The 23,232-nt window shown below is 41.8% G+C and carries 23 protein-coding genes; 11 read left to right on the plus strand and 12 right to left on the minus strand.

What is annotated here, in order from left to right; genetic code table 11:
• Positions 1-1,253 (minus strand): CTP synthase (locus tag RMY16_RS26445; RefSeq protein ID WP_322738850.1); only part of this gene is annotated, 1,253 nt, incomplete at its 3' end.
• An 84-nt stretch (positions 1,254-1,337) separates the two neighbouring features.
• On the opposite strand from RMY16_RS26445, the gene RMY16_RS26450 reads away from it, so the two are divergent.
• From RMY16_RS26450 to RMY16_RS26465, 4 genes are all read left to right on the plus strand, one after another.
• Entirely contained in the window at positions 1,338-3,092 is a 1,755-nt protein-coding gene (locus RMY16_RS26450; protein ID WP_322738851.1) for an N-acetylmuramoyl-L-alanine amidase, read from the plus strand.
• A gap of 197 nt (positions 3,093-3,289) precedes the next feature.
• Positions 3,290-3,685 (plus strand): type II toxin-antitoxin system RelE/ParE family toxin, encoded by a 396-nt coding sequence (locus RMY16_RS26455; protein ID WP_322738852.1) that lies wholly within the window; start codon positions 3,290-3,292, stop codon positions 3,683-3,685.
• Complete coding sequence (locus RMY16_RS26460) at positions 3,657-3,974, plus strand: DNA-binding transcriptional regulator (RefSeq protein ID WP_322738853.1); 318 nt, start codon at positions 3,657-3,659, stop codon at positions 3,972-3,974. Before RMY16_RS26455 ends, RMY16_RS26460 begins: the two co-directional genes overlap by 29 nt.
• Before the next feature lie 206 nt (positions 3,975-4,180).
• Positions 4,181-4,654: a hypothetical protein gene (locus RMY16_RS26465; RefSeq protein WP_322738854.1), complete on the plus strand. Its 474-nt coding sequence runs from the start codon at positions 4,181-4,183 to the stop codon at positions 4,652-4,654.
• A 73-nt stretch (positions 4,655-4,727) separates the two neighbouring features.
• On the opposite strand, the gene RMY16_RS26470 is transcribed toward RMY16_RS26465, so the two are convergent.
• On the minus strand, positions 4,728-5,507 hold the full coding sequence (locus RMY16_RS26470) for a Uma2 family endonuclease (RefSeq protein WP_322738855.1): 780 nt from the start codon (positions 5,505-5,507) through the stop codon (positions 4,728-4,730).
• Positions 5,508-5,670: 163 nt separating this feature from the next.
• On the opposite strand from RMY16_RS26470, the gene RMY16_RS26475 reads away from it, so the two are divergent.
• Complete coding sequence (locus tag RMY16_RS26475; RefSeq protein ID WP_322664133.1) at positions 5,671-6,048, plus strand: hypothetical protein; 378 nt, start codon at positions 5,671-5,673, stop codon at positions 6,046-6,048.
• Positions 6,049-6,125: 77 nt separating this feature from the next.
• Here the strand turns inward: RMY16_RS26475 and RMY16_RS26480 are convergent, their stop codons facing one another.
• Positions 6,126-6,722 carry a pentapeptide repeat-containing protein gene (locus tag RMY16_RS26480; RefSeq protein WP_416211709.1) on the minus strand — a complete coding sequence of 199 codons (597 nt, stop codon included), beginning with the start codon at positions 6,720-6,722 and terminating at the stop codon, positions 6,126-6,128.
• A gap of 23 nt (positions 6,723-6,745) precedes the next feature.
• Between RMY16_RS26480 and RMY16_RS26485 the strand changes: the two genes are divergently transcribed.
• Positions 6,746-7,264: a YraN family protein gene (locus RMY16_RS26485; protein ID WP_322738856.1), complete on the plus strand. Its 519-nt coding sequence runs from the start codon at positions 6,746-6,748 to the stop codon at positions 7,262-7,264.
• 70 nt (positions 7,265-7,334) lie between these two features.
• Here RMY16_RS26485 and RMY16_RS26490 read toward each other — a convergent pair whose 3' ends face one another.
• Positions 7,335-7,724, minus strand: coding sequence for a hypothetical protein (locus RMY16_RS26490; RefSeq protein ID WP_012412259.1), 390 nt, complete (start codon positions 7,722-7,724; stop codon positions 7,335-7,337).
• Positions 7,725-7,969: 245 nt separating this feature from the next.
• Between RMY16_RS26490 and queA the strand changes: the two genes are divergently transcribed.
• On the plus strand, positions 7,970-9,211 hold the full coding sequence (gene queA, locus RMY16_RS26495; RefSeq protein WP_322738871.1) for a tRNA preQ1(34) S-adenosylmethionine ribosyltransferase-isomerase QueA: 1,242 nt from the start codon (positions 7,970-7,972) through the stop codon (positions 9,209-9,211).
• A gap of 128 nt (positions 9,212-9,339) precedes the next feature.
• Positions 9,340-10,440, plus strand: a complete 1,101-nt coding sequence (locus RMY16_RS26500; protein ID WP_322738857.1) for a tetratricopeptide repeat protein — start codon at positions 9,340-9,342, stop codon at positions 10,438-10,440.
• A 382-nt stretch (positions 10,441-10,822) separates the two neighbouring features.
• Here the strand turns inward: RMY16_RS26500 and RMY16_RS26505 are convergent, their stop codons facing one another.
• Both RMY16_RS26505 and RMY16_RS26510 read right to left on the minus strand, forming a co-directional pair.
• On the minus strand, positions 10,823-11,518 hold the full coding sequence (locus tag RMY16_RS26505) for a TrkA family potassium uptake protein (RefSeq protein WP_322664140.1): 696 nt from the start codon (positions 11,516-11,518) through the stop codon (positions 10,823-10,825).
• Between the two features lie 159 nt (positions 11,519-11,677).
• On the minus strand, positions 11,678-13,012 hold the full coding sequence (locus tag RMY16_RS26510; protein WP_322738858.1) for a TrkH family potassium uptake protein: 1,335 nt from the start codon (positions 13,010-13,012) through the stop codon (positions 11,678-11,680).
• A 275-nt stretch (positions 13,013-13,287) separates the two neighbouring features.
• Between RMY16_RS26510 and RMY16_RS26515 the strand changes: the two genes are divergently transcribed.
• Entirely contained in the window at positions 13,288-14,130 is an 843-nt protein-coding gene (locus RMY16_RS26515; RefSeq protein WP_322738859.1) for a methyltransferase domain-containing protein, read from the plus strand.
• A gap of 402 nt (positions 14,131-14,532) precedes the next feature.
• Here the strand turns inward: RMY16_RS26515 and RMY16_RS26520 are convergent, their stop codons facing one another.
• Positions 14,533-15,276, minus strand: a complete 744-nt coding sequence (locus RMY16_RS26520; RefSeq protein WP_322664145.1) for a response regulator transcription factor — start codon at positions 15,274-15,276, stop codon at positions 14,533-14,535.
• 157 nt (positions 15,277-15,433) lie between these two features.
• Between RMY16_RS26520 and RMY16_RS26525 the strand changes: the two genes are divergently transcribed.
• Complete coding sequence (locus RMY16_RS26525) at positions 15,434-16,498, plus strand: YheT family hydrolase (RefSeq protein WP_322738860.1); 1,065 nt, start codon at positions 15,434-15,436, stop codon at positions 16,496-16,498.
• Positions 16,499-16,644: 146 nt separating this feature from the next.
• On the opposite strand, the gene RMY16_RS26530 is transcribed toward RMY16_RS26525, so the two are convergent.
• Together RMY16_RS26530 and RMY16_RS26535 are read right to left on the minus strand one after the other, a co-directional pair.
• A complete protein-coding gene (locus tag RMY16_RS26530; protein ID WP_322738861.1) occupies positions 16,645-16,812 on the minus strand; it encodes a hypothetical protein in 168 nt (55 codons plus the stop codon).
• Positions 16,813-16,855: 43 nt separating this feature from the next.
• Positions 16,856-17,125 carry a hypothetical protein gene (locus RMY16_RS26535; protein ID WP_322738862.1) on the minus strand — a complete coding sequence of 90 codons (270 nt, stop codon included), beginning with the start codon at positions 17,123-17,125 and terminating at the stop codon, positions 16,856-16,858.
• Positions 17,126-17,730: 605 nt separating this feature from the next.
• Here RMY16_RS26535 and hetI point away from each other — a divergent pair.
• Positions 17,731-18,438, plus strand: a complete 708-nt coding sequence (gene hetI, locus RMY16_RS26540) for a 4'-phosphopantetheinyl transferase HetI (RefSeq protein WP_322738863.1) — start codon at positions 17,731-17,733, stop codon at positions 18,436-18,438.
• 83 nt (positions 18,439-18,521) lie between these two features.
• Here the strand turns inward: hetI and RMY16_RS26545 are convergent, their stop codons facing one another.
• The 3 genes from RMY16_RS26545 to RMY16_RS26555 form a co-directional block, all read right to left on the minus strand.
• Complete coding sequence (locus tag RMY16_RS26545) at positions 18,522-19,325, minus strand: SDR family oxidoreductase (protein ID WP_322738864.1); 804 nt, start codon at positions 19,323-19,325, stop codon at positions 18,522-18,524.
• Positions 19,326-19,896: 571 nt separating this feature from the next.
• Entirely contained in the window at positions 19,897-21,411 is a 1,515-nt protein-coding gene (locus tag RMY16_RS26550; protein WP_322738865.1) for a thioester reductase domain-containing protein, read from the minus strand.
• Positions 21,412-21,413: 2 nt separating this feature from the next.
• Positions 21,414-23,090, minus strand: coding sequence for a PfaD family polyunsaturated fatty acid/polyketide biosynthesis protein (locus RMY16_RS26555; protein ID WP_322738866.1), 1,677 nt, complete (start codon positions 23,088-23,090; stop codon positions 21,414-21,416).
• Positions 23,091-23,232: the final 142 nt, after the last annotated feature.

Consider the following 23,232-nt stretch of genomic DNA (forward strand, 5'->3'; position numbering starts at 1 on the left):
AATAAATTAATTACCGGATCGGTTGTGTAAGGGTCAAATTCGGCACTATTAGCACCTGTTAATCCCCTTACGTTTCTGGCCCACTCAATCACAGAACATTGCATTCCCAGGCATAAACCCAAGAAGGGAATTTGGCGATCGCGGGCGTATTTAATAGCGGCAATTTTGCCATCGACTCCTCGAACCCCGAAACCTCCTGGTACAACTATGCCATCGACACCCTTAAGATAATTTTCGGCTGGTTCAGTTTCCAAATTTTCTGAATTTATCCAACGTAGGCGCAGTTTGCCATAAGTGGAGATTGCAGCATGGTTCAGCGCTTCCACTACAGATAAATAGGCATCACTTAACTGCACATATTTACCAACGATCGCAATTTCTACCTCGTGCTTGGGACTATGTAAACGTTGTACCAGGGTTTGCCACTGCGTCAAATCTGGTTTACGTTGTTCCATTTGCAGCAAGTTCAGCACTTGTTCTGCCATTCCTTCCCGTTCTAGATTTAGCGGTACTTCATAGATACTTTTGGCATCTTGGGAAGTAATGACGCATTCTTCCGGTACATCGCAAAATCCCGATAATTTCTGCTTTAATCCCTTGGGTAAAGGGCGATCGCTCCGACAAACTAAAATATCTGGTTGAATACCAATGGATCTCAGTTCTTTAACTGAATGCTGTGTTGGCTTAGTTTTCATTTCACCCGCCGAGGCAATCCACGGCACCAGCGTTACGTGCATATACAACACATTCTGCCGTCCCACCTCTTTACGGAACTGGCGAATTGCTTCCAAAAACGGCAGTGATTCAATATCTCCCACCGTCCCGCCAATTTCTGTAATTACTACAGAAGGGTTTGTACTTTTAGCAACTCGCAGAATCCGCTCTTTAATTTCATTGGTAATATGAGGAATTACCTGTACAGTACCGCCATTGTAGTCTCCGCGCCGCTCTTTATTGATGACTGCCTGGTAAATCGAGCCAGTAGTCACACAATTTAAGCGTGACATTGAGGTATCGGTAAAGCGTTCGTAATGTCCCAAGTCCAAATCTGTCTCCGCGCCATCCTGGGTAACGAATACTTCCCCATGCTGAAAGGGACTCATCGTCCCAGGATCGATATTAATATAAGGGTCGAGTTTGAGAATCGACACCGAATATTCGCGCGACTTGAGCAAACGCCCTAGACTTGCTGCTACAATGCCCTTACCAATACTGGAAACTACGCCTCCAGTAACAAAGATAAACTTAGTCATAGTATTTTGAATTTCTAACAACTTCTAAAAATACATCCCGTCATTGTGCCACAGTTGTTGTGGTGTCATCTTCTGTGATTTGCTGTGAAAAACCTCTTAGGATTAGTAATATTAGGCTGTATTCTCACCTCCTCGGTAGCATTGGCAGAGCCATCTCTTATAGTCGTTTTTCCCCAGACAAACTACCAGACAAGTGCCCAAAAAATCTTCTTTCTGGGCACTGCACCACCAGATGGTCAGGTTTTGATCAATAGTAAGCCAATTACCCGCAGCAAAGCTGGTCATTTTTCGCCTAGTTTCCCCTTGCAGTTGGGGGAGAATCTTTTTACTGTGCGTTACCACAATCAAGAACTTAAAATTAAGGTGATCGGGCTTAACGCTAGCCCTGAACTACCACAGGGGGTAGCTTTTGCGAAAGATTCCCTAACTCCCGCAGTTGACATTGCCAGATTACCGGGAGAAGTAATTTGTTTTAGTGCGATCGCACCCCCTAACGCTAATGTCTCTGTAATTCTGGCTAATCAAACTATTGCCCTTTTACCACAACCTCAACAAGCACAACTACCAAGTAATTTGGCAGCTTTGACAGGTCAAAATCAGCCTCATGCCCAGTCTAGCGTAGGCAATTATCAAGGTTGCACCGCAGTGGCAACAGCCGCCGATCTAGGAAAACCTCAATTTCAACTGACACTTGACGGCAAGACGATAACTCAATCAGGATCTGGTAAAATTGAAATCCTCTCAAGAGCACAGTTGCCAGTTTCTGAGGTTACAGTAGAGTTAGGCGTTGCTCGTACTGGCCCTAGCACCGATTATTCCCGACTAACACCATTGCCCAAAGGCACACGCGCAACAGTTACAGGTAGGGAAGGTGAATGGTTGCGCCTAGATTATGGCGCTTGGATTAATAGTAAAGAAACCCGCATTCTACCTGGTGCAGTTCCGCCACAGACAATAATTCGCAGTGTCGGATACCGTCAACTCCCTAGTGCTACAGAGATAGTTTTCCCCTTGCAAGTTCCCGTACCCGTGAGCGTACAACAAAGTGAGCAAACTCTCGCTCTCACTCTCTACAATACCACTGCCCAAACAGACATAATTCGCCTGGATGACAACCCCCTAATTAATCGCCTAGACTGGCAACAGGAAGCTCCAGGACAAGTAAAATACACCTTTAACCTCAAAAAAGCTCAACAGTGGGGATATAAGCTGAGATACGACGGTACAACCCTGGTTTTGGCTTTGCGTCATCCGCCTAAAATCGGGAACACAAGACGCAAGCCTTTAGCTAATTTCAAGATTGTACTAGATCCAGGGCATGGCGGTAAAGAATCTGGTGCCAGTGGCCCAACTGGATATTTAGAAAAAGATGTCAATTTGGTAGTTTCCAAGTTGTTGCGGGACGAATTGGTGAAGCGAGGGGCAACGGTGGTGATGACGCGGGAGGACGATCGCGAAGTTTCGCTAGTAGAACGTCAGGCAATTATCAGTCAAGAAGAACCTGCGATCGCTCTTTCCATACATCACAACTCTTTACCCGATAATGGCGATGCCGAAAAAACTAAGGGATTCGGTACGTTTTGGTATCATCCCCAAGCCCACAGCCTCGCAATATTTTTACAGAACTATGTAGTCAAAAAACTCGGCAGACCTCATTATGGGGTGTTTTGGAACAACCTAGCACTGACACGTCCCGCTGCTGCGCCATCAGTATTGCTGGAATTGGGTTTTATGAGTAATCCTGATGAATTTGAGCAGGTGGTGAACCCAGAAGAACAGAAGAAAATGGCAAAAGCGATCGCTCAAGGGATTACTGAGTGGGTTAGAAGTGTGAGATAAATTTTGAGGTACAAGACTAGTTCCTAATTGTATTTGGTGGAGTGCGATCGCCTCTGGCGGGGCGTAGCCCATCGCTATTTTTTAGCTAGTTCCTGCTCAATGTTGCGATCAGTTTTTGTTCAAGCTTTTTGACTTTTATAGTCTATTGCCAAGTATAGCACTGAGTGCTATATAATAAGCGAAGTAATGACCATAGCATGATAATCTACAAAACCCGATGGTTTGACCGTTGGGCACGCAAAGAGGGTTTAAACGACCTTAGCCTCTGCGCTGCTGTAAACGAAATGACGGCAGGACTTTACGAAGTCGATCTAGGAGGCGGACTGTTTAAAAAGCGGATTGCCCGCTCTGGACAAGGTAAGCGTGGTGGCTTTCGTACACTGGTCGCAACCAACAAGGGAGATTGCTGGTTTTTTGTTTTCGGCTTCCCGAAAAACCAGCGCAGTAACATTAACAAAAAAGAAGAAAAAGCATTAAAAAAGCTGGCATCAGTGCTGTTCTCTTACACGCTAGAGGATCTCGAAAAAGCCAAGCTGGAAGATGAATTGATGGAGGTAATTTGCAATGGCGAAGAAGAAATCAACGATTCTTGAAGCTGTTCACGAAACGGCTACGGGGCTGCACAAGGCTGGACTAATGGATCAAACTACATTGCGTGAATTTGACAGTCTGTGCTTGTCTGAGATTGAACCGCTAGAACCTAAGCAAATTAAGGAAATACGCGAATCATCTCATGTCAGTCAGGCAGTATTTGCTGCGATTTTGAATACAAGTCTATCAACGGTTCAAAAGTGGGAAATCGGTCAGAAGCGTCCCAGTGGCACTGCTCTTAAACTGTTGCACCTAGTCAAGAAACGGGGATTGAATACCCTGATTGATTAAGGGTTATTTTTGAGGAAGGTGACGCTATGAAAATTACTTATGACCAAGAAACGCGAGAGATTACACAGCTACTTGATGGGATGTTTTAGAGTGTCGCCTTTTTTGTTCACAATATTTTGAATAAATATCATTATTGCTACTGATGCAGTTAACAGTAATAGTGAGTGAAGCTGGAGAAGTGTTTGAAGCTTTGATCGCAAAAAATTATGTCAATTCTACAATTTTTAGCTGCTGCTAATGGTATAGCTCAGTTATGGTCTTCTGCTGACAGACAATTTTTAGGGTTGCTCTCAAGTGACCGACATGATACGAACTCCATTAGTAATCTTGATGGGATTTATGGTAGTTTGCATAGCACCCATAGTATTCGTAACCTGCATGGTTTATACGGAGGTCTTCATGGAGGGCAAAGTCCTTATAATCCTTACTGTAGTAACCCACCTGTTATTTCTTATCAAAATCAAATAGTGTTAGTTATTACAAGAAATACTAATATTCAAACGAATGGATTACCAATAATTGATCCAGATTTTCTGTTAGGTGTATATATGCAACTTGGTTATTCACCAAATATGTTTTACCCTACCTCAACCCCAATGGATAGATTAAACCAAGCTGCTTGGAATAGTCAGCAGTCTTTAAATCAATCAGCAGGAATCATTGCATCCATGTTTCGGTAATTGTTGTGTTACTTGTCTTCTGGAAAGGGAATAATTTCTCAGAGATTTCGGCTTGCCATAACGTTAGAAAATATTACTCTACATCTGCATCAATACCCATTGCCCTAAGCCGTTCTACTAATTGTGCAGCTTTTTGTTCTGCTTGCTCGGCTCTTTGTCTTTGCAACTCGGCTTCTTCTTGACCAATCAGTAACAGATTTCCTTCTAAATCCCACCAGCGCAACCAAAATTGCTCAGGATTATTCAAGTAGCTTCCCTGCCATAACCCTAGTTCCACTCCTAAAGGAGTAATTGGGTAGTGGCCTCGCTCATTAGGCTGCATTTTATGGTAAGAAAAATCTACCAGGTGATAAACCTCTAGTTTGTCATTACTAATTTCATAGATTGCATAGTAGGGAATTCGGATTATTCGCTCATATACCCAGAATTTACCTACTTTTGCGCCTTCCCGACTACCAGCTAGAGGTAAAGGAGTGACATCTCGTTCTTCATCGCCATTACCACTAGCTAGTTCTATGGCAATCAATGGCGGTATGTATTCCCGCCACAAAACATAGGAGCGACGGTTTTTGCCATCTAGCTTTGGTGGTACACCAGGGACATAAAACCAGTCGGGTGCTGCTGCTCCTTTTTCTGGTGGATCAGTTTCTCGCCAGTAGATACCACAATCTTGACCAATACAATACTGTCCATCTGGATGTAAGCGTTGCAAAACTTGAGCAATTGAGTCTGTCAAAATGACGGTTTGGGGATGCTCTTGAAAATTTTTCACAAACGTACCATCAGACTCTGGTAGTTGAGTGTGATCGGGAAACTGGGGCGGTATGCCAATATCGGCAAGTGTTTCACTCATACTTTGAAAAGTATTGCAGCTATTTATTCAGTGCTTGACGCTTCCCATAAAGTGTTACTAACTAGTATAACACCTTGCTCTGTCTTGATTTCAGTGCTTTTACCCTGCCAGAACCGCTTTGATCGCGGGTAGAAATATATGAAATCTGATATTTTGAAACTGTATGTATTTTAAGTTAGGCGGCATAGTAGGAGCGATCGCTATTTTATTGAGTAATGGTAGTGCCATCGCTGAAGATGCACAAAGGTATATCACTGTAGGGCACGATCAATTAGGAAACAGCGTAGCTTTGGATACAAAAACTATTAAGGGTACTACATACAAGCTTTACGGAATGTATGGTGATGGTATCTTCGAGACTACGTTCGATGCTTCGTGCAAAGAATCACGGCTTTTTCGGAATCGTATTGCCATTTACGGATCAGAAGGACAGCTACTTGAAGAAGATCAAGAGAAAGGAGAAATACCTTTTGTAGCCAATTCTTCACCAGGTAAAGGAATGCAAATTGTTTGTCAAAAGATTGGTGCAGATGGTTGGTAGGTGCTTAATATTTTATGAGTAGGGAGCAAGGGGACAAGGGGAACAACCCTTGTCCCTTTGCCCCATATCCTTGTCAGCTAAGGACAAAACAACGTGTCACGCGTATCTCGTCCTGTAATGGGATTAGTTCCCTTAGCAAGTTTGCACAATTTTTTTTGCTCATCGGAACGCAGCAACACATCAGTAAAATCTGCCCCGTCAATGATTGCACCATCAAATCTGGCGTTAGCAGCAAAGGCTCCCTCCAACAGTGCATTTGTCAAATTTGCTCTGACTAAACGAGCTGAGTCTAAAGTGGTATTTCTTAAGTCAGAATCCTCCAAATTCGCAGACTCCAAATTTGCTGCAAAGAAACTGACACCGTTCAAATTAGCGTGGCTGAAGTTGCTCTGGCGAAGATTAGCTTTGGTAAAGCTGGAGTCTGTTAAATCACGTCCTGAAAAATCAGCCTCAACCAAAATTTCTTTATTATATTCGAGTGCCAAAGCTGTGGGAGTAAAACCCACGGTTGCGGTAATGCCAATTATTCCCCACAGGAATAAGCTGAGTATGCTTACCCAAATTCGATGGTTTGTTTTACGCTTCAACCCCAACTTGGTTCGAGATGATGCAAGTGTAGAACACGTAGTGCGTAGGCGTAGACCGCCGCAGGCATCGCTTAACCTAGAATTCACAGAATTCATGATATTTTTAGTCAATGGCTAACCTTCCTCCATCTCATTATCCAGATATTGGTTCATTAGGAGAAGACCTAGTAGCCCAATGGTTGCAATCTACTGGTTGGATAATTCTCCATCGTCGCTTTTCTAGCCGCTGGGGGGAAATCGATATTATTGCTCAATATGATGGACGAAGTGGTGAAAAACTCCTTACTCAGGACTCCTTACTCAGCACTCAGCACTCATTATTGGCATTTGTTGAAGTCAAAACCCGTAGTTCAGGTAGTTGGGATGCCGGGGGAAGAAGCGCAATCACTCCACAAAAGCAGGCAAAAATCTGGCGTACAGCTGGAATATTCTTAGCCCAGTACCCTGAGAAGGCAGATTATTCTTGTAGATTTGATGTTGCTATTGTCTACTGTCAAAGGATATCAAAAAATCTGACTGGGGTTACAGCAAATCAAGAAGCTCTAGCTACTTCATCAGTACCCGGATACAAGATTAAGCTGCAAGAATACATTCTGGCAGCTTTTGACTCTTCAATTGATAATGGTTAATTGGTAATAGATAAAATATCTTAATTACCAATGACCAATAATTTTGTCGTGGCGTTACAACTAAATAGTCTCACGCCAAAGTTTCTGGACAGTAACCTAAGCCCCGGACAAACTGCTGCCGGAACGCTTCAATTTCGTCTCTCTCTGGGCTACCATGAGAAACGATCGCTACCTGATAGCGACGCATCACATCCACAGGGCACTGTCCCGCTTCCAAACTCCAAAGTGCCATTTGCACCCTCATTGGCGGTTCGTAGCTAATTCCTAATTCATTTAGAAAAGCGCGAAAGTCGCCATCTTCTTGGGGCGAAACTTGACCTTTGAGTTTGATCCTAACCACCCAGCCATCAATTTGATGAATTACGGTGACGAACGAAACTGGTGTCTGGGGTCTAGCGTGGAGGTGTTGAACGACCCTCAGGGTTAGACTGGCATTTGCCAGATAGTACAAGTATTCCATGTTTGTTGGTGCTTGGGATCAAAGCCAATCCTACATATCTATATTCGTCAATAAGTGCCTGTTCCCGGTAGGGTAAAAGCCCCCGTTTTTAGATGGGGAGGTTTACCCAATTTTTATGTTAATTTTTCCGTGTTACTTAATAGTAACAATCTTATAGCCTAGCGGCAAAACTGAGCGAAGATGCCTTAAAGTTCCAATATAAGGGAAAACTTAACTCAGCCTTTTTAAGAGAGTATAAATACTAAATAAAGCAAAAACTAGTACAAGCCAATTTGAAAGATACATCTCGTCCACAAGCAAAAGATTTGGAATTAGATTGCTCGGTAGCTGGCTATGACTACAAACTACCTCCAGAACTCATTGCCCAAAACCCAGCAGTTCCTAGAGATAGTTCCCGGTTATTGGTAGTTGATTCTCCGACTACAGGCATCGAAACAGCACCTCTACACCATATTTTCCATGATTTGCCTGCACTGCTGCGCTCTGGTGATTTGTTGGTTATGAACAATACAAGAGTCATTCCAGCGCGGCTTTATGGTCATAAATCCACTGGTGCGAAAATTCAGGTGTTGCTGTTGGAAGAACGGCAGCATAACTGTTGGTTAGCTTTAGTTAAGCCAGGAAAAAGCTTCAAACGGGGAGCAAAGATTATCTTTGAACCAAGGGAAGCGGGTATTGGGCATTCAAAGGAGGCAGAGGGGCAGGGTGCGGGGGGCAGAGGGGAAAATTCTTCTCCCTGCTCCCTTGCTTCTTCTCCAGTCCCTAGCCCCCAGCTAACGGCTACGGTTCTAGAAACAGACGCAGCCACCGGGGGGCGTTTGTTGCAATTTGATGTACCAGAGGGAAAGACTTTGGTGCAACTGTTAGAGGTGTTTGGTGAAGTACCGTTACCACCGTACATTACTACCTCAGAAGCTGCTGATGAGCAGTATCAGACAGTTTATGCTAAACAGCCAGGAGCGATCGCAGCTCCAACGGCAGGATTACACTTTACCCCAGAATTATTACAAAAGTTGCGTGATCGCCAAATCAATCAAGCTTTTGTAACGCTACACGTTGGTGTTGGCACATTTCGCCCTGTGGAAGTGGAAGACGTAACTACCCACCAGATGCATGAAGAATGGATTGAAGTTCCCGCCACTACAGTAGAGCAAATCCGCGCTACGAAAGCTGCTGGCGGTCGAATTATTGCTGTGGGAACAACGGCAGTACGGGCTTTAGAAGGGGCGGCTCAATCGGGTAATTTACAACCATTTTGCGGAAAAACAGACTTATTTATTTATCCCGGCTACCAATGGCGGGTAGTAGATGGTTTGATTACGAATTTTCACTTACCGCGTTCTAGTTTGTTGATGTTGGTAAGTGCCCTAATTGGCAGACAACGATTATTGAATATATACAACGAAGCGATCGCTTTTGGATATCGCTTTTATTCATTCGGTGATGCCATGCTAATTTTGCCGTCAGCTACGGGAGTGAGGAGTTAGGAGTACAGACGCGATTAATCGCGTCTGTACAAGAGTTAGGAGTTAAAAGTTGGAAATTGAGAATTTTTTCTTTCGTGGTGGGTACTCTGACTTATAAGGGGTTAAAAATAAGTACAGGTCTGCTATTAATGTCTGAAAAATACCTATTTTCTCATTGGTTAAATTTATTTTGTCAGGTAACACTCGGTGGCTGTTCTGCATTTTTGATTTTGGCTGCACCGACAATTACTAATTTCCCAGTTAGCAAGCTGCTGGCAGAAACTGCAATTTCTCAGGATCTCGAAGCAGCTAGCTTTTTCCAGCAGGGAGTCACGCGCTATAACCGACAAGACTTACAAGGTGCAGAATATGCCTTTGAGAAAGCGTTGCAGCGAGATCCTAACCTTGGGGCAGCACGGAATTATCTAGGTAATATATTGATAGAGCAAAATCGCCTGGATGAAGCTTTACAAGAATTTACAGAGGTGATAAAACTTAATCCCAATTCTAGCGAAGCTTATTACAACTTAGGGTTAGTGTTGCACCGACAAGGAGAAAAAGATGCAGCAATTACCGCTTATCGCCAGAGCTTGGTGATAGATTCCACAAGGGTGGCAGCGCTGTATAATCTGGGTTTGTTGCTGTATGAACAAGGAAAGTTAGAGGAAGCGATCGCTGCATACCAGCAAGCAATTAATTTAGATAGCAGCAATACCAATGCTTATCTTAACTTAGCGATCGCCTTGCAACAACAAGGTCAAATAGAGCCTGCGATCGCTACTTATCGCCAAGCTTTGAAGCTAGATCCTAAAAATGCCGCAGCCTACAGCAACATGGCAAATTTGCTAGCAATGCATGGTCAAGCTCCTGAGGCTATTTCTGTTTATCGGCAAGCGATTCGCCTAAATCCAAAAAGTGCCTCAGCTTACTATAACTTGGGAGTAACTTTATATAATCAGGGCGAGTTCAAAAAAGCCAGTGGAGTCTTGAAACGCGCTCACAACGAATATCGTGAACAAGGCAACATTGAACAAGCCCAGAAAATTGAGCAGTTAATGCAGCAAATTGCTCAGAAAAGTGGGCAACAGCAACCTCAAGCCAGTCAAACAGCTACTCCTTCTCAGAGTTCAGATTCTACAGTACAAACACCTGAGTCACAGACGCAAAATCAACCAGAAATGCCCGGTAACCCTGGCGATGTACCTGTTTCAGTTGAACCACAATCCACTTCAACAAGTCCCGGACAATAAAAAACTCAGAATTAAGGCGATTTGCAAAAATGCAAAATTTGCCCACCCTGCGGGATCTTGCTACATCCCCCAACCCCTTCTCTCAATTTTGCTAGAAGGGAAACGAATTTCAAAGTCCCTCTCCCAAGCTTGGGAGAGGGATTTAGGGTGAGGGCTTTTGATTCATGCAATAAGTCTATTCTCTGCTGGAGGTTAGTTTTGAGTAAAAGTTGCACACGACATAACTCCCAATACGGTTCGGTTAAAGGGGAAAGGGAAAGGGGGAAAAAACTTTTAACCCTTAACCTTTAACCTTTTCCCCAAAGGTAATTCTGAGTTCAAAATGCTTATCCGAACCGTATTGACATAACTCCTAACTCTTAATTCCTAACTCCTAACTTTTTTAAATCGGCAAACGATTAATATCTTTATTGCAACCAATAACAACCATCGCTGAACCACGCTCTAAACGCTTGCTAGCGTCAGGGTTAATTTGAAATTTACCATCCTGACTTACTGCTAACAAATTTAAACCGTAGCGGTTACGAAGTTGAAGTTCAGTGATGGTTTTGCCGTGAAATTCATCAGGCACAATCAACTCGACAATACTGTTATCTGGGTCGAGGTCAAACCGATCTAGAATTGCTGGTTTTGTAAGAGTACGCGCTAGGGCACAACCCGCTTCATACTCAGGAAAAACAACATGATCTGCTCCTACTCGCCGCAACAGTTTACTATGAACTTCACTAGAAGCTTTAGCAACTACGTGAGGTACACCAGCCTCTTTCACATTTAGGGTGGTTATGATACTTTCTTGAACGTAGTTGCCAATCGCTACAATTACAGTATCAAATTCAAAAATTCCAGCTTCTTTGAGTGCGGCTGGTTCTGTAGAGTCTAGTTGCAAAGCATGACCAACTATTCCCTCAGTCAATGCTTCTGAAACTCGTTTTTCATCAATATCTGTTGCCAGCACTTGATAACCAAAATTGTGCAATGTGAAACAAACAGATCTACCAAAACGGCCTAACCCAATTACAGCAAATTGCTGGTTATCTTTACGTAAACTGCGAAAAAAACTTAATGATGACAGATTCACCGTTGTTATCCTTATTATAGCTCCCTGTATTTAGGGCAAAAAACAGTTATACCGCTTGAATTAAAAATTTTATTTTTTGCCTTCAAATGTATATTTTATCAGTTTAGTCATTAGTCATTAATCATTAGTCAGTTGTCAAGAATTATTCTCTCTCCCTAACTATCCTACGAGCAAATTTTCTTCAGGATAGTGAATTCTAGTAGGACGTGGATCTCCTAGTACAGCAGACATCAGTAGTAAAACACCTACTCGTCCAATGTACATAGTGAGAATTAAGATCAGCTTTGCTGCTGTGGAGATACTTGCTGTAATGCCTGTAGAAAGCCCCACGGTAGCAAAAGCTGATACCACTTCAAACAAAATTTGGATAAAATCTAGTGTTGGATCTGTGAGGCTAATTAAAATAGTAGCTAAAATCACCGTCGCTACTGAACCCACTAATACGCCTACAGCTTTCAAAATTAAAGATATTGCTATTTTGCGATCGTACAATAAAACTTCTTCTTTTCCCTGGAGAATCGCCTTAGTGCAACTGGTTAAAACTCTCAAGGTTGTTGTTTTCATACCTCCTCCTGTACCACCTGGACTTGCACCAATAAACATCAGCGCAATCGTAATAAATAGACCAGCGGTAGTCATTTTGCCAATATCGATGGTGTTAAAGCCAGCAGTTCGGGGAGTAACTGATTGAAACCAAGCTACTAATATCTGACCACGTAAATTTAGATAACCAAATGTTTCAGGATTTCTGATTTCTATACAGAAAAAGGCAATTGTCCCTATTACTAATAAGATAATAGTTGTACTAGTTGCAACTTTAAAATCTAGAGAAAATATTTGCTTATGATTTTTTTTGAGAATGCGATCGCGCAACCAAAAATACATTTCCAAAATTACTTGATAGCCAATTCCCCCAAAGATAATCAACATGGTGATGGTGAAGACTACTAATAAGGAAGACTGATAACCAATTAAGTTATCTTTAAATAAACTAAAACCAGCATTATTCCAAGCATTAACACTATGAAAAACCGACAACCAAAGTCCTTGATTCCAACCATATTTTGGAACAAAAGCTGGTAAAAGTAAGAATATTCCTGTAATTTCAAAAATTAAAGTTGTGGCAATAATGGAACGGATAACTTGAGCACTACCACTCATTCCTGGTCGGTCTAAAGCTTGTTGAATAGCTACCTTTTGTCGCAGGTCAAACTTGCGTCCAATTAGCAGAATTAGAAAGGTAGTGCTTGTCATGTAGCCCAAACCGCCAATCTGAACCAACAGTGTCATAAACAACTGACCCCAAAAAGAAAAATAAGTACCAGGATCAACCACTGATAATCCAGTAACACAAACCGCGGATGTCGAGGTGAACAGCGCCACAATAGGGTCGTTCCATGTACCATCGCTAGTTGAGAAAGGCATCATTAGCAAGATGGTTCCTATAGCGATGACAGTCAAAAATCCCAGGCAAACTGTGCGAGAAACGGTCATAATTAATTCAAAATTCAAAATTCAAAATTCAAAATTAAGAAAGCCAGATTTAATATTGGTTGGCACGTGCTTCAATCTGTAGCCATACTTGGGATTATTTGGTATAAATTCGAGCAAGAACTGTTTATTAAGGTAAACCAAGATTTATCCTCCTTGGAAAAATCCTGGTTTACTTTTTTTGGAACAAAAATACCCTTATTTAATTAAAAACACACATGGTAGCCTACAAATATGTTTTTTTTTGAATTTTACTTCGTCTCAATACTACTTTTTTCATGAGTGCAACACTTTACCAGCAAATTCAGCAGTTCTACGATGCTTCCTCTGGTCTGTGGGAACAGATTTGGGGCGAACACATGCACCACGGCTACTACGGTGTCGATGGCAGCCAGAAAAAAGACCGCCGTCAAGCTCAAATTGATTTAATCGAGGAACTGCTTAATTGGGCAGGGGTACAATCAGCAGAAAATATCCTCGATGTGGGTTGTGGCATTGGTGGCAGTTCTTTATACCTGGCAGAAAAGTTTAATGCTAAGGCTACAGGAATTACTTTGAGTCCTGTGCAAGCTGCAAGAGCAACGGAACGCGCAACGGAAGCGAATTTGAGTCTGAAAACTCAGTTTCAAGTCGCCAATGCTCAAGCAATGCCCTTTGCTGATAATTCTTTTGACTTGGTTTGGTCGCTGGAAAGTGGCGAACACATGCCAGATAAAACTAAGTTTCTCCAGGAGTGCTACCGGGTGTTGAAACCTGGTGGCAAGTTAATTATGGTGACTTGGTGTCATCGACCGACTGATAAGTTACCACTGACGGCGGATGAGGAAAAGCATTTGCAGGATATTTATCGCGTGTATTGTTTGCCTTATGTGATTTCTTTACCAGAGTATGAAGCGATCGCACGTCAACTTCCATTAAACAATATTCGCACCGCCGATTGGTCAACCGCCGTCGCTCCCTTTTGGAATGTAGTCATTGATTCGGCATTTACTCCCCAAGCACTTTGGGGCTTACTCAATGCCGGTTGGACTACCATTCAAGGGGCATTATCACTGGGGTTGATGCGTCGCGGTTATGAACGCGGTTTAGTTCGGTTTGGGTTGTTATGCGGGAATAAGTAGAAAAGTTCTGTGAGAGAAAACCGCGCTGTTTCACCACAGCGCGATCGCACTACAATTTAAGAAATATCAATTCCGATTACCCTAGCACCTTGTCCACCGCCAATAACTAAAGTCTCAAGAAAGGATGAGTTTTATTTTAAAAAATTTGGATAAAATCTCTCCTGAAGAATTACAGTCTATACGCCAATAAGCTCAAGACTGGCACGCTCAGTCGTAGTTTATTGCAAGGTATTAAAATAATTCGTAATTCGTAATTCGTAATTCGTCTTGTAGAGACGTTGTGTTGCAACATCTCTACATACTACGAAATCCCACTAATAACCTTAACTAAGCGGTAAGGAATAAGAGTTACAGAGAGTTCTTGCCTAAGTAATAGCTTAGATAAGGGAATTTAGCGTCATTTCATTCAACGACTGTTACCGAAGCCCCTTCATTGGATGGAGGTACACCGGGTAATTCAAGACAGTATCCAGCACCATATACTGTCTTTATATAACGAGGGTGGCGGGGATCTGGTTCTAGCTTGGTTCTCAAGTGGCGAATATGCACTCGAATCGTTTCTATGTCATCATCAGGATCGTAGCCCCAAACTTCTCTGAGGATTTCGCTGGGAGAAACTGTTTGACCGTGGCGTTGCAGCAAGCAGTGAAGTAGCTCAAATTCCAAGTGAGTCAATTTCACCGTCTCATTGAACCATATTGCCTCAAATCTTTCGGGAACGAGGGTGAGTGAGCCATAGTTGAGAATCTCACTGTGCTTTGCGGCTTGGGGAATCCGGTCAGTCCGCCGCAAAAGTGCCCGCACCCGCGCCAGCAATTCTTCAACTTCAAAAGGTTTGGTGAGGTAGTCATCTGCGCCAGCATTAAAGCCTTCCACCTTGTCCTGAGTTTGGCTCAAAGCCGTCAACATTAACACGGGAATCTCAGAGGTGCGCTCATCACGACGCAGGCGTTGGCAAACGGTAAACCCATCTACCCTGGGCAACATTAAATCGAGCATGATCAAGTCTGGTTGCAGCTGGAGAGCCAGCGCCTGACCTTTGATGCCGTCTTCAGCTTGACTAACATCGTAGCCAGCCATTTCCAAGTTGACGGCAACTAGTTCTGAAATCGCTGGGTCATCGTCTATGACAAGAATCCTCGGCATTCTTAAAAAATTATTACTACTTATTAAGGATAATTAACAACCTTTGATAGATACAAAGATTTTTGAATCGATTCTAAAAAAGTTTTTAAATCTTACATAAATATTAAGATTAAATGACTGTGAAATCAAGACTCAATTACACGAAATCTTATAGTCTATGATGTGTTATACTCCCCCCTACAATCCGTCTTGGTTTTTACAAAACGGTGTGATGATGACTGTATACACCGCTTTGTGGGGAAAACGTAACTGGCAAAGTACTACTAAAGACCCAGAACCGTCTTATCACGAGAAAATCTTCATTGGTGGCCAAGGTGTGCCAATTTTTGGCTTGGTTGCCATCCCGGAAAATGCTCATAGCACGATTATCGGTACTTATGGCATTACCGGAGAGTTGGAGACGGAATGGTTTTTGAGGGTGCTAGGACGTAAAGCTTACGCTCAAGGATACGCGATTGTGTTATTTGATTGGCGGGCCCACGGCAAAACGGCCGAATTGTCCCCGACTCTAACTTCTGATGGTTTGTATGAGGGGGAAGATTTTGTTCGCATCGCTGCTGCTGCTAAGGCGATGGGATGTCCGGGGAAATTTTGGTTGACAGGGTATTCTTTAGGAGGGCAATTGGCACTCTGGGCGGTGAAGGTGGCTGGCGAGGTGATTAGGGAGGATGAAGATTTAGGATTAGAAGATAGCGATATTGGCGGTGGTATGGTAGTTTGTCCGAGTTTGGATTCGGAGCGATCGCTATCTTACCTAGTTACAAAGCCCTTCGGCAGATATTTGGAAGCGGGGATTGCTCAGAATTTAAAAAAACTAGCGTGGCGAATTCATGATGCCCATCCTGGAAGTATTGACCCAGAAGCGATTGAACGGGCAAACAGTATCTGGGGTTTTGACAATGAACTGGTAATTAAGCAACTAGGTTTTTCTTCTGTGGAAGCATATTACCAAGCAAGTAGTGCTTTACAAATACTGCCGCAAATATCGAAACCGACTTTGATTTTATATGCTGCGGACGATCCACTTTTTGACCCAAGTATCATACCGGAATTAGAAGAAGCTTGCGATCGCAATCCCGCAATAGATTTATTACTCACTCAGTACGGTGGTCATGTTGGCTATTTGAGTAGCAAAAATTGCCAGCGTCAAGTACAAGATTCTGACCCTTGGTGGGCATGGAATCGGGTTTTACAATGGTTGGAGAAAAAGCGAATAGGGTAGCAGGCGAGAAAATATTCAAGTTGCTAGGCTACTCGACGGATGGAGTCGTATGGTTTGGAAATCCAAAAAAGTGAATAGAGTAGCTTGTTTTTGCTACTTGTCCTAAATAAACTATTCCAATATAGAGGATGGCATTGGCTGAGAAACTACCACAACATTATTGGTAAACCAGCAATGACAGAAGCAACACCTGTCCAGAGAGTAAAACGCTCAACATCTACTTCATCCAAAGCAATGCTCATTTCCTTAATTGATAATAGCAGCGCTGTCAGTAGCAGCATAAAGAAAGCAAGGTACTCCAAATTAATAATCATTCATCCTCGATATGTTCTATAAAAAAGTAGCTCTAATATGTTTTTAACAAGCTTTAGCAAGGTTTTTTTGTTCCAGATTTAACAATTTATGAGAAAAACTATTTATTAGTGAAGAGATATCTACTTCAGATAGCCAAATCATGGTTTCATAACCAACCCGACCCATTTCTGGCTCTGGCCCCATAGGCATTTCCACCAAATATTCCCAGCAACCTGACTCAAATCGGTAGTTTTTGATGATGCCTTCCCCACCCATAAAACTTACGATTTGACCTTTACAAAGCTTAGGTTCTGGCAAATGACTTGCAGACATTCCTCGTAATTCCTTGGAGTAACAATGTGATAGCTAATGTTGTAGCCAAAAGAAAATTTATTATTCTCTGTCAAGGGTTTTAATGTATTCTCTTTCAGAGGATTTAACCTTGAGCAAAGGATCGTACATCTAAAGTAATAAAAATGGCACGTATATGTAGAGTAATAAATTAGTATGTTAGTCAGGGAAAGCGCTCACAGCTACCGTAGTTATGTTTACAAGCCGACTTAACATTTAACAATTCCTCTGGCAGATTTATTCTAGGGAAAACAAACGCAGTTATTTTGTTAAGTGATTAAGTTAATATTTGAAATGCCATCCATCAAATTAGAAAGCATTCCCCTGCTGATTAAATAAAGGGAATATACTGTAAAGCTCACAAAATCCTCTTTGTTTCCAAAGCTGTGACCCTGCGTTGAACATCCGAAGCGATAAGCCTGAGGCATGGCTACGCTTATCGTATTGGTCTGGCGCATAGTATAGTAGCGCTAAAGCATCAAACTAGATCCACCAATAATAATTATTGTGAACAAACTACTAGAGTACAAAACCTTATCCAATACAAAAAGAAAAAAATCCAAATAAAATCTGAATTACGAATTATTATGAATCTCTGGCTACCTGCACCAACAGATTTAACTTTGCAACTAGATGAGATTCATGTCTGGCGTATAGACCTTGACCAACCAGAACCACAACTGCAAAAATTAGCAGCGACTCTTTCCAATGACGAAATAGCTCGTGCTGAACGGTTCTATTTTCAAGAACATCGCCAGCGTTTCATCGCTGGTCGTGGTATTCTCCGAACTATATTAGGTCGCTATTTGGATATCCAGCCCCGACAAGTGCAGTTTAATTATCAACAGCGTGGCAAACCAGTATTAGCAGATACATTTGCCGATAGTGGACTGGCGTTTAACTTGTCTCATTCCCAAGGGTTGGGTTTGTGTGCGGTGAATTGTACTAGAGAAATTGGTGTAGACCTAGAATATATTCGCCCGATGTCTGATTTGGAAGCTCTTGCCAAACGGTTCTTTTTACCGAGAGAATATGAAATGTTGCGATCGCTATCTCCCAACCAACAGCAAGAGGTATTTTTCCGTTACTGGACTTGTAAGGAAGCTTATTTAAAAGCAACTGGAGACGGACTATCCCAGTTAGAGCAAATTGAAGTATCGCTAACTCCCACAGAACCAGCCAAATTACAGATAACTGAAGACTGGAGTCTTTTTGAACTAGTACCTGCTAACAATTATGTTGCTGCTGTTGCTGTAGAGAACTTTGGCTGTAACTTAAAGTGTTGGCAGTATTGATGTTGGTTAAGCTCATCTTTTGGCTGAAACAAGAGAGATATTGCGGACAAATGACCAATGACCAATGACAAATGACAACCTGCTTACTTATCTTCCTGCATATTTCTCACAATCTTTGTCACCACCTTTCTAGGTACAAATCTGACACTTTTTGCCAGTAGTTTATTCATAAAACCAGGAATGACAATGGTTTTGCCCTTCATTAAGCCGTGAAAACCAATTTCGGCTACTGTTCGTGCATCCATCATCCGCTTACCCTTGAGCAACTTAGAGTCAGCCATCCCGGTTCTTTCGTGAAAGCCAGATGCGGTTGAGCCTGGACAAAGAACTGTCACAGTGACACCTGTACCTTCTAATTCATTAGCGATCGCTTCTGAAAAAGATAAGATATAAGCTTTAGTAGCAAAATAAACCGCCATCAAAGGCCCAGGTTGAAAAGCAGCAGCCGAGGAAACATTTAATATTTTACCTTCACCTTGTTTTACCATGTGCTTTATAAATAGCTTGGTTAAATGGGTGAGGCAGACCAAATTTACCTGTAGCATTTCCAATTCAGTAGCTAGGTCTGTTTCGTGAAATAATCCATAGATACCAAATCCAGCATTATTTACCAGCACATCAACATTAATATTGGCGAGTTGCAACTCCGTGAAAATTTCTTCAGGAGCAGTTGATATAGATAAATCCTTAACAATAGTTTTGACAAGATTTCCGAATTGTTTTTGGAATTTAGCTGCAATTTCTACTAGCTTTAGCCCGTTTCTGTCTACTAAGACTAGATTGTAATCATGAGTGGCAAAAATACACGCTAATTCGTAGCCAATTCCACCGGCTGCCCCAGTTATAAGAGCAGTTTTTTTGCTCTGAATTTGATGTGTTGTGTTCATGTAAGAATATTGGTGAATTCAACTTGATGAAGCTGCGTTGCATTTACAGTGGTTCTCGTTCTACAATTAAGTACGCGTAATATCTCAACCGACAAGAAATGTCTTGAGTTATTACCCTTTAAAATACTGGTGTGATGCCTTGGATAGATGTAGCAGTCCAAACCAAAATTTAGGATTTATACATCGAAGAAGTTGGGAATTAAAGGAGCTTGGTTATTTCAGACTGCTATCATTTGGCTTTTGATCACTTACAAAAGGCAAAGGGTAAAATCAAACTTTTATGCCCGACACTAACCATTCTATCCTCGATTGCTTCTGTCAAGAGGTGAGTACTAAAAATTTACATTATTGAGCATAAAAAAACAGGGCAATTATATTGCCACTGTTGGTATATAAGTTGTTGCTGGCATCTGAAATATTAACTATTCAGCAGTACTGAGTTTGAAAAAACATCGACAAAATAAACTTGTTTTGTTGTAGTTGTAGGGTGTGTTACGGCTTCCGTAACGCACCGAAAGTATTCGGGATAGTGCGTTACGTTCCTAACACATCCTACGCAAGTTGTGAACTTCTAAGCGATATTTAAAAAGCCGCTTTGAATTAAGTAGGCGGTGTAAGTCATAAACAATTGAGAGTCAATTGGTGGACAAACAATAGAACTACCTGCTAGTGCATGGAGAGTATCTTGGCAACTGATATCAGGTCTTCTAGCTTGTAAGTACAAATCAGGAATAGTCAGTTGCTCATCAGACCAACGTTCCAGTAAAAAGGGTCGCAAAGTGTACAAAGGATTGTCAGCAGAAGTGACATTATTGATTAACTCAGATTGCCATTTTTCGTAAGGAATCATCTCAACTGAATAGCCAAAAGAGCGTATCCACTCAACTAGCATTTTTAAAGCGGCAGGTTGGGGATGTTGTAAATTGAAAGCTTTACCTATAGATTCTTTTTGCCGTGATAGATAAACGATCGCTTTACTTACATAGTCCACAGGTGACATATCCAACATATAATCTACATCAGGGAAATATCCCATTTGTAGACAACCTTTGGTCATCAGATTGATAAAGTCATGTGTGTTACAAATGCCTGTTTTGCTATCACCAGAAATCAGTGGTGGTCTATGGATAGTTACAGGTAGTCCACGGTCACGAGCAATTTTAACTAACTTTTCAGCTACCCATTTTGTTTGAGAGTAACCAAGATAAATACCTTCCCAATGATTGAATTCATCCTGTTCTTTAACAACCTTGCCAGCATAAGCAGTGGATTCAAAAACAGCGACGCTAGAAACGTAATGTACAGGCTTAACTTTAATTTGACAAGCTAGCCTCAAAACTTCTTGTGTTCCTAAAACATTGGCTGCCTTCAGTGCAGAGTATGGAAAAACATAATTTAACAAAGCACCACTATGATATATAGTATCAATATTGGTAGCTAAAGTTTGAAATTGTTCAGACCCAACACCTAACAATGGCAGAGATAAATCCCCGACAATCGGAATAATTCTGGAGCTAAATTCTTCTTGCCAAATTGCATACTGTTCCAAATTCTTTTGAAGTTTGCTAATGCCTTCTTCGGCATTAGCAGCACGCACTAAGCAATAAATATCTGCCTTAGTTTCTTGTAGCAGTTCCCGGATGATAAAAGCTCCTAAAAAGCCCGTTCCTCCAGTTATAAAGATGTTCTTGGGTTCACCCACAAGCACATTAGATGCAGCACCAGGATGGATGGTAGGGTCAAGAACAGCCTCGGCAGCTAAATCTAGAATAGAGGGTGCAGTGTTGGCATTAGAGGCTACTACTTTTGTATCTTGAACTGGTGAACCATCTTGCACTTCTTCAGCTAAACGCTGTGAAAGAGCTTCAATATTTGGGTAATGCCACAATAGCAATGGAGATGGTTGAAATCCTAGCAATTTTTCTAAGTTACTTACTAGAATCATTGCTTGGGCTGAATCCAAGCCATAGTTTTCTAAATGTTCTTTGACATCTATTTCATCAGTTGCTACTCCTAGCAACTTAGCTAAGTTAGATACCAAAAATAATTGAATATCGTCTGCGGTGAAAGACTGTTTTATAGCCATTTTTAAATCTCCAACAATGATGTAGAACGAACAGGGTGATACTGACTGTAATAATCAGAAGTTTGCAGTCCTTGAATTTTCAAATTTTGGACGCGGTACAAAAAGGCTGCACCAGTCATAATTTGATTAGCAACATCGACTACACCACGATTATTTGGTTCAGACAAATAAGAACCGCGTACCCAGTCATTGAAACCGCCCATTGCCGGGCCACACCAAATTTGATAATCGACTTCTCTACCTTTTTCACCAGAACTAGACCAACGGGAAGATAATCCTAGATACCAACGGAAAATCAACGCCATTTTCAGTTTAGGATTATTGACTGCTTTCCCAAGTTTCTCAGGATTCTTTTGGGATAAATAAGCCGCAGTTCCTTCCCATACTTCAGCAATAGTTTTGCGAAAAACTTGTTTTTCTAATTTCTCTCTTTCTGCCAAAGGAATCTCTTCAATAGAATCATAAGCGCGATAGAGTTCAAATAATTTCTGCGCTCGCATGGGGAACATTGTACCCCGTTTGAGAACTTGCAATTTGACTCCCATTTCAAACATATCTGCTGCTGGGGCCATTATCATATCAGCCATTTCTGCTTGGGCTAATAATTTTTTGGTATGTTCACAAGCCCCAGATTCAACGCATGATTGATTAATGGAACCGGTCATTATATAAGCAGCACCCATCATGAAAGCTGCTAATGCTGATTGTGGTGTCCCAATTCCCCCTGCAACGCCGATTCTAATGGGTGTTTGGTAATGATATTGTGCTTGAATTTCGTCTCGCAAGGCAATAATAGAAGGTAACACACAAACCAGGGGACGGTTATCTGTATGACCTCCAGAATCAGCCTCGACGGTAATATCATCAGCCATTGGAACTTTGCCTGCAAGGGTTGCTTGTAACTCAGTAATTAACCCTTGTTCTAGCAGTTCTTTAATTATTCTGGCTGGTGCTGGTTGCAGAAATTTAGTCGCAACTTCTCGGCGAGAAATTTTGGCAATGATTTTATTTTTGATTTCAATTTGATTGGCGCTATTCAAACCCAATCCAGCAACACGGTAATAAACAATGTTGGGGGTTAAGTCGAGAAATGCAGAGGCTTCTACTGTTCTCACTTGGTATTTGAGGTATAAATCTACAGCCCGACGTTCAATAGCAGGTTCATTAGGGCTATGAATTAAATTAAATGCATAAGGCCCTTGAGGTAAAGCTTGTTGAATGCGATTTATGGCTGCTTCCAAACGTTCTGGAGTTAAACCACCTGCACCAAAGGAACTCAAAATTTGCTCTTTTCCTAGTGCAATGACCATTTCTTCGGAAGCAATTCCGCCAGCCATTGCGCCGGTAACGTAGGCATATTTTACTCCATAAGAGGAGAGAAAATTGGGATCTCCAAATTGTTGAATGCGGATTGGTGCTGCAAATGTTAGCAGTTCTACTTGTGCTGTTGTGCCATTATCACCAGGGGATAAATAACCCTCATTAGTGACACCGATTTTTCCGGCAACTTTCACGATGTAGCAGGGTTTATTTAACACCATCAATTTATCTTTGATGGTTTGTTTCTCGAAAGATACAGTTTCTAAAGAACCTTTCCAAATCTGGTTTTTGTTATGAAACCAGGTGGAGAAGTTAAGGCCATTATCGTGTTTACTTAGTACCGTATCTACGGTTGTCACGGCAGTTATCCCTCGGATTACAATTATTAAATAAGGGGAGTGGGGAGTGGGGAATAGGGAATGGGGAAGAAATATTTTCCTTTTATCAGTTCACCTTTCCCCTTACCCAAGGTTATTGACGGTTGAAGTATGTAGACTTATG

The sequence above is a fragment of the Nostoc sp. DedQUE12b genome, from assembly GCF_034530835.1.
In the GTDB taxonomy this organism is placed as follows: domain Bacteria; phylum Cyanobacteriota; class Cyanobacteriia; order Cyanobacteriales; family Nostocaceae; genus Nostoc.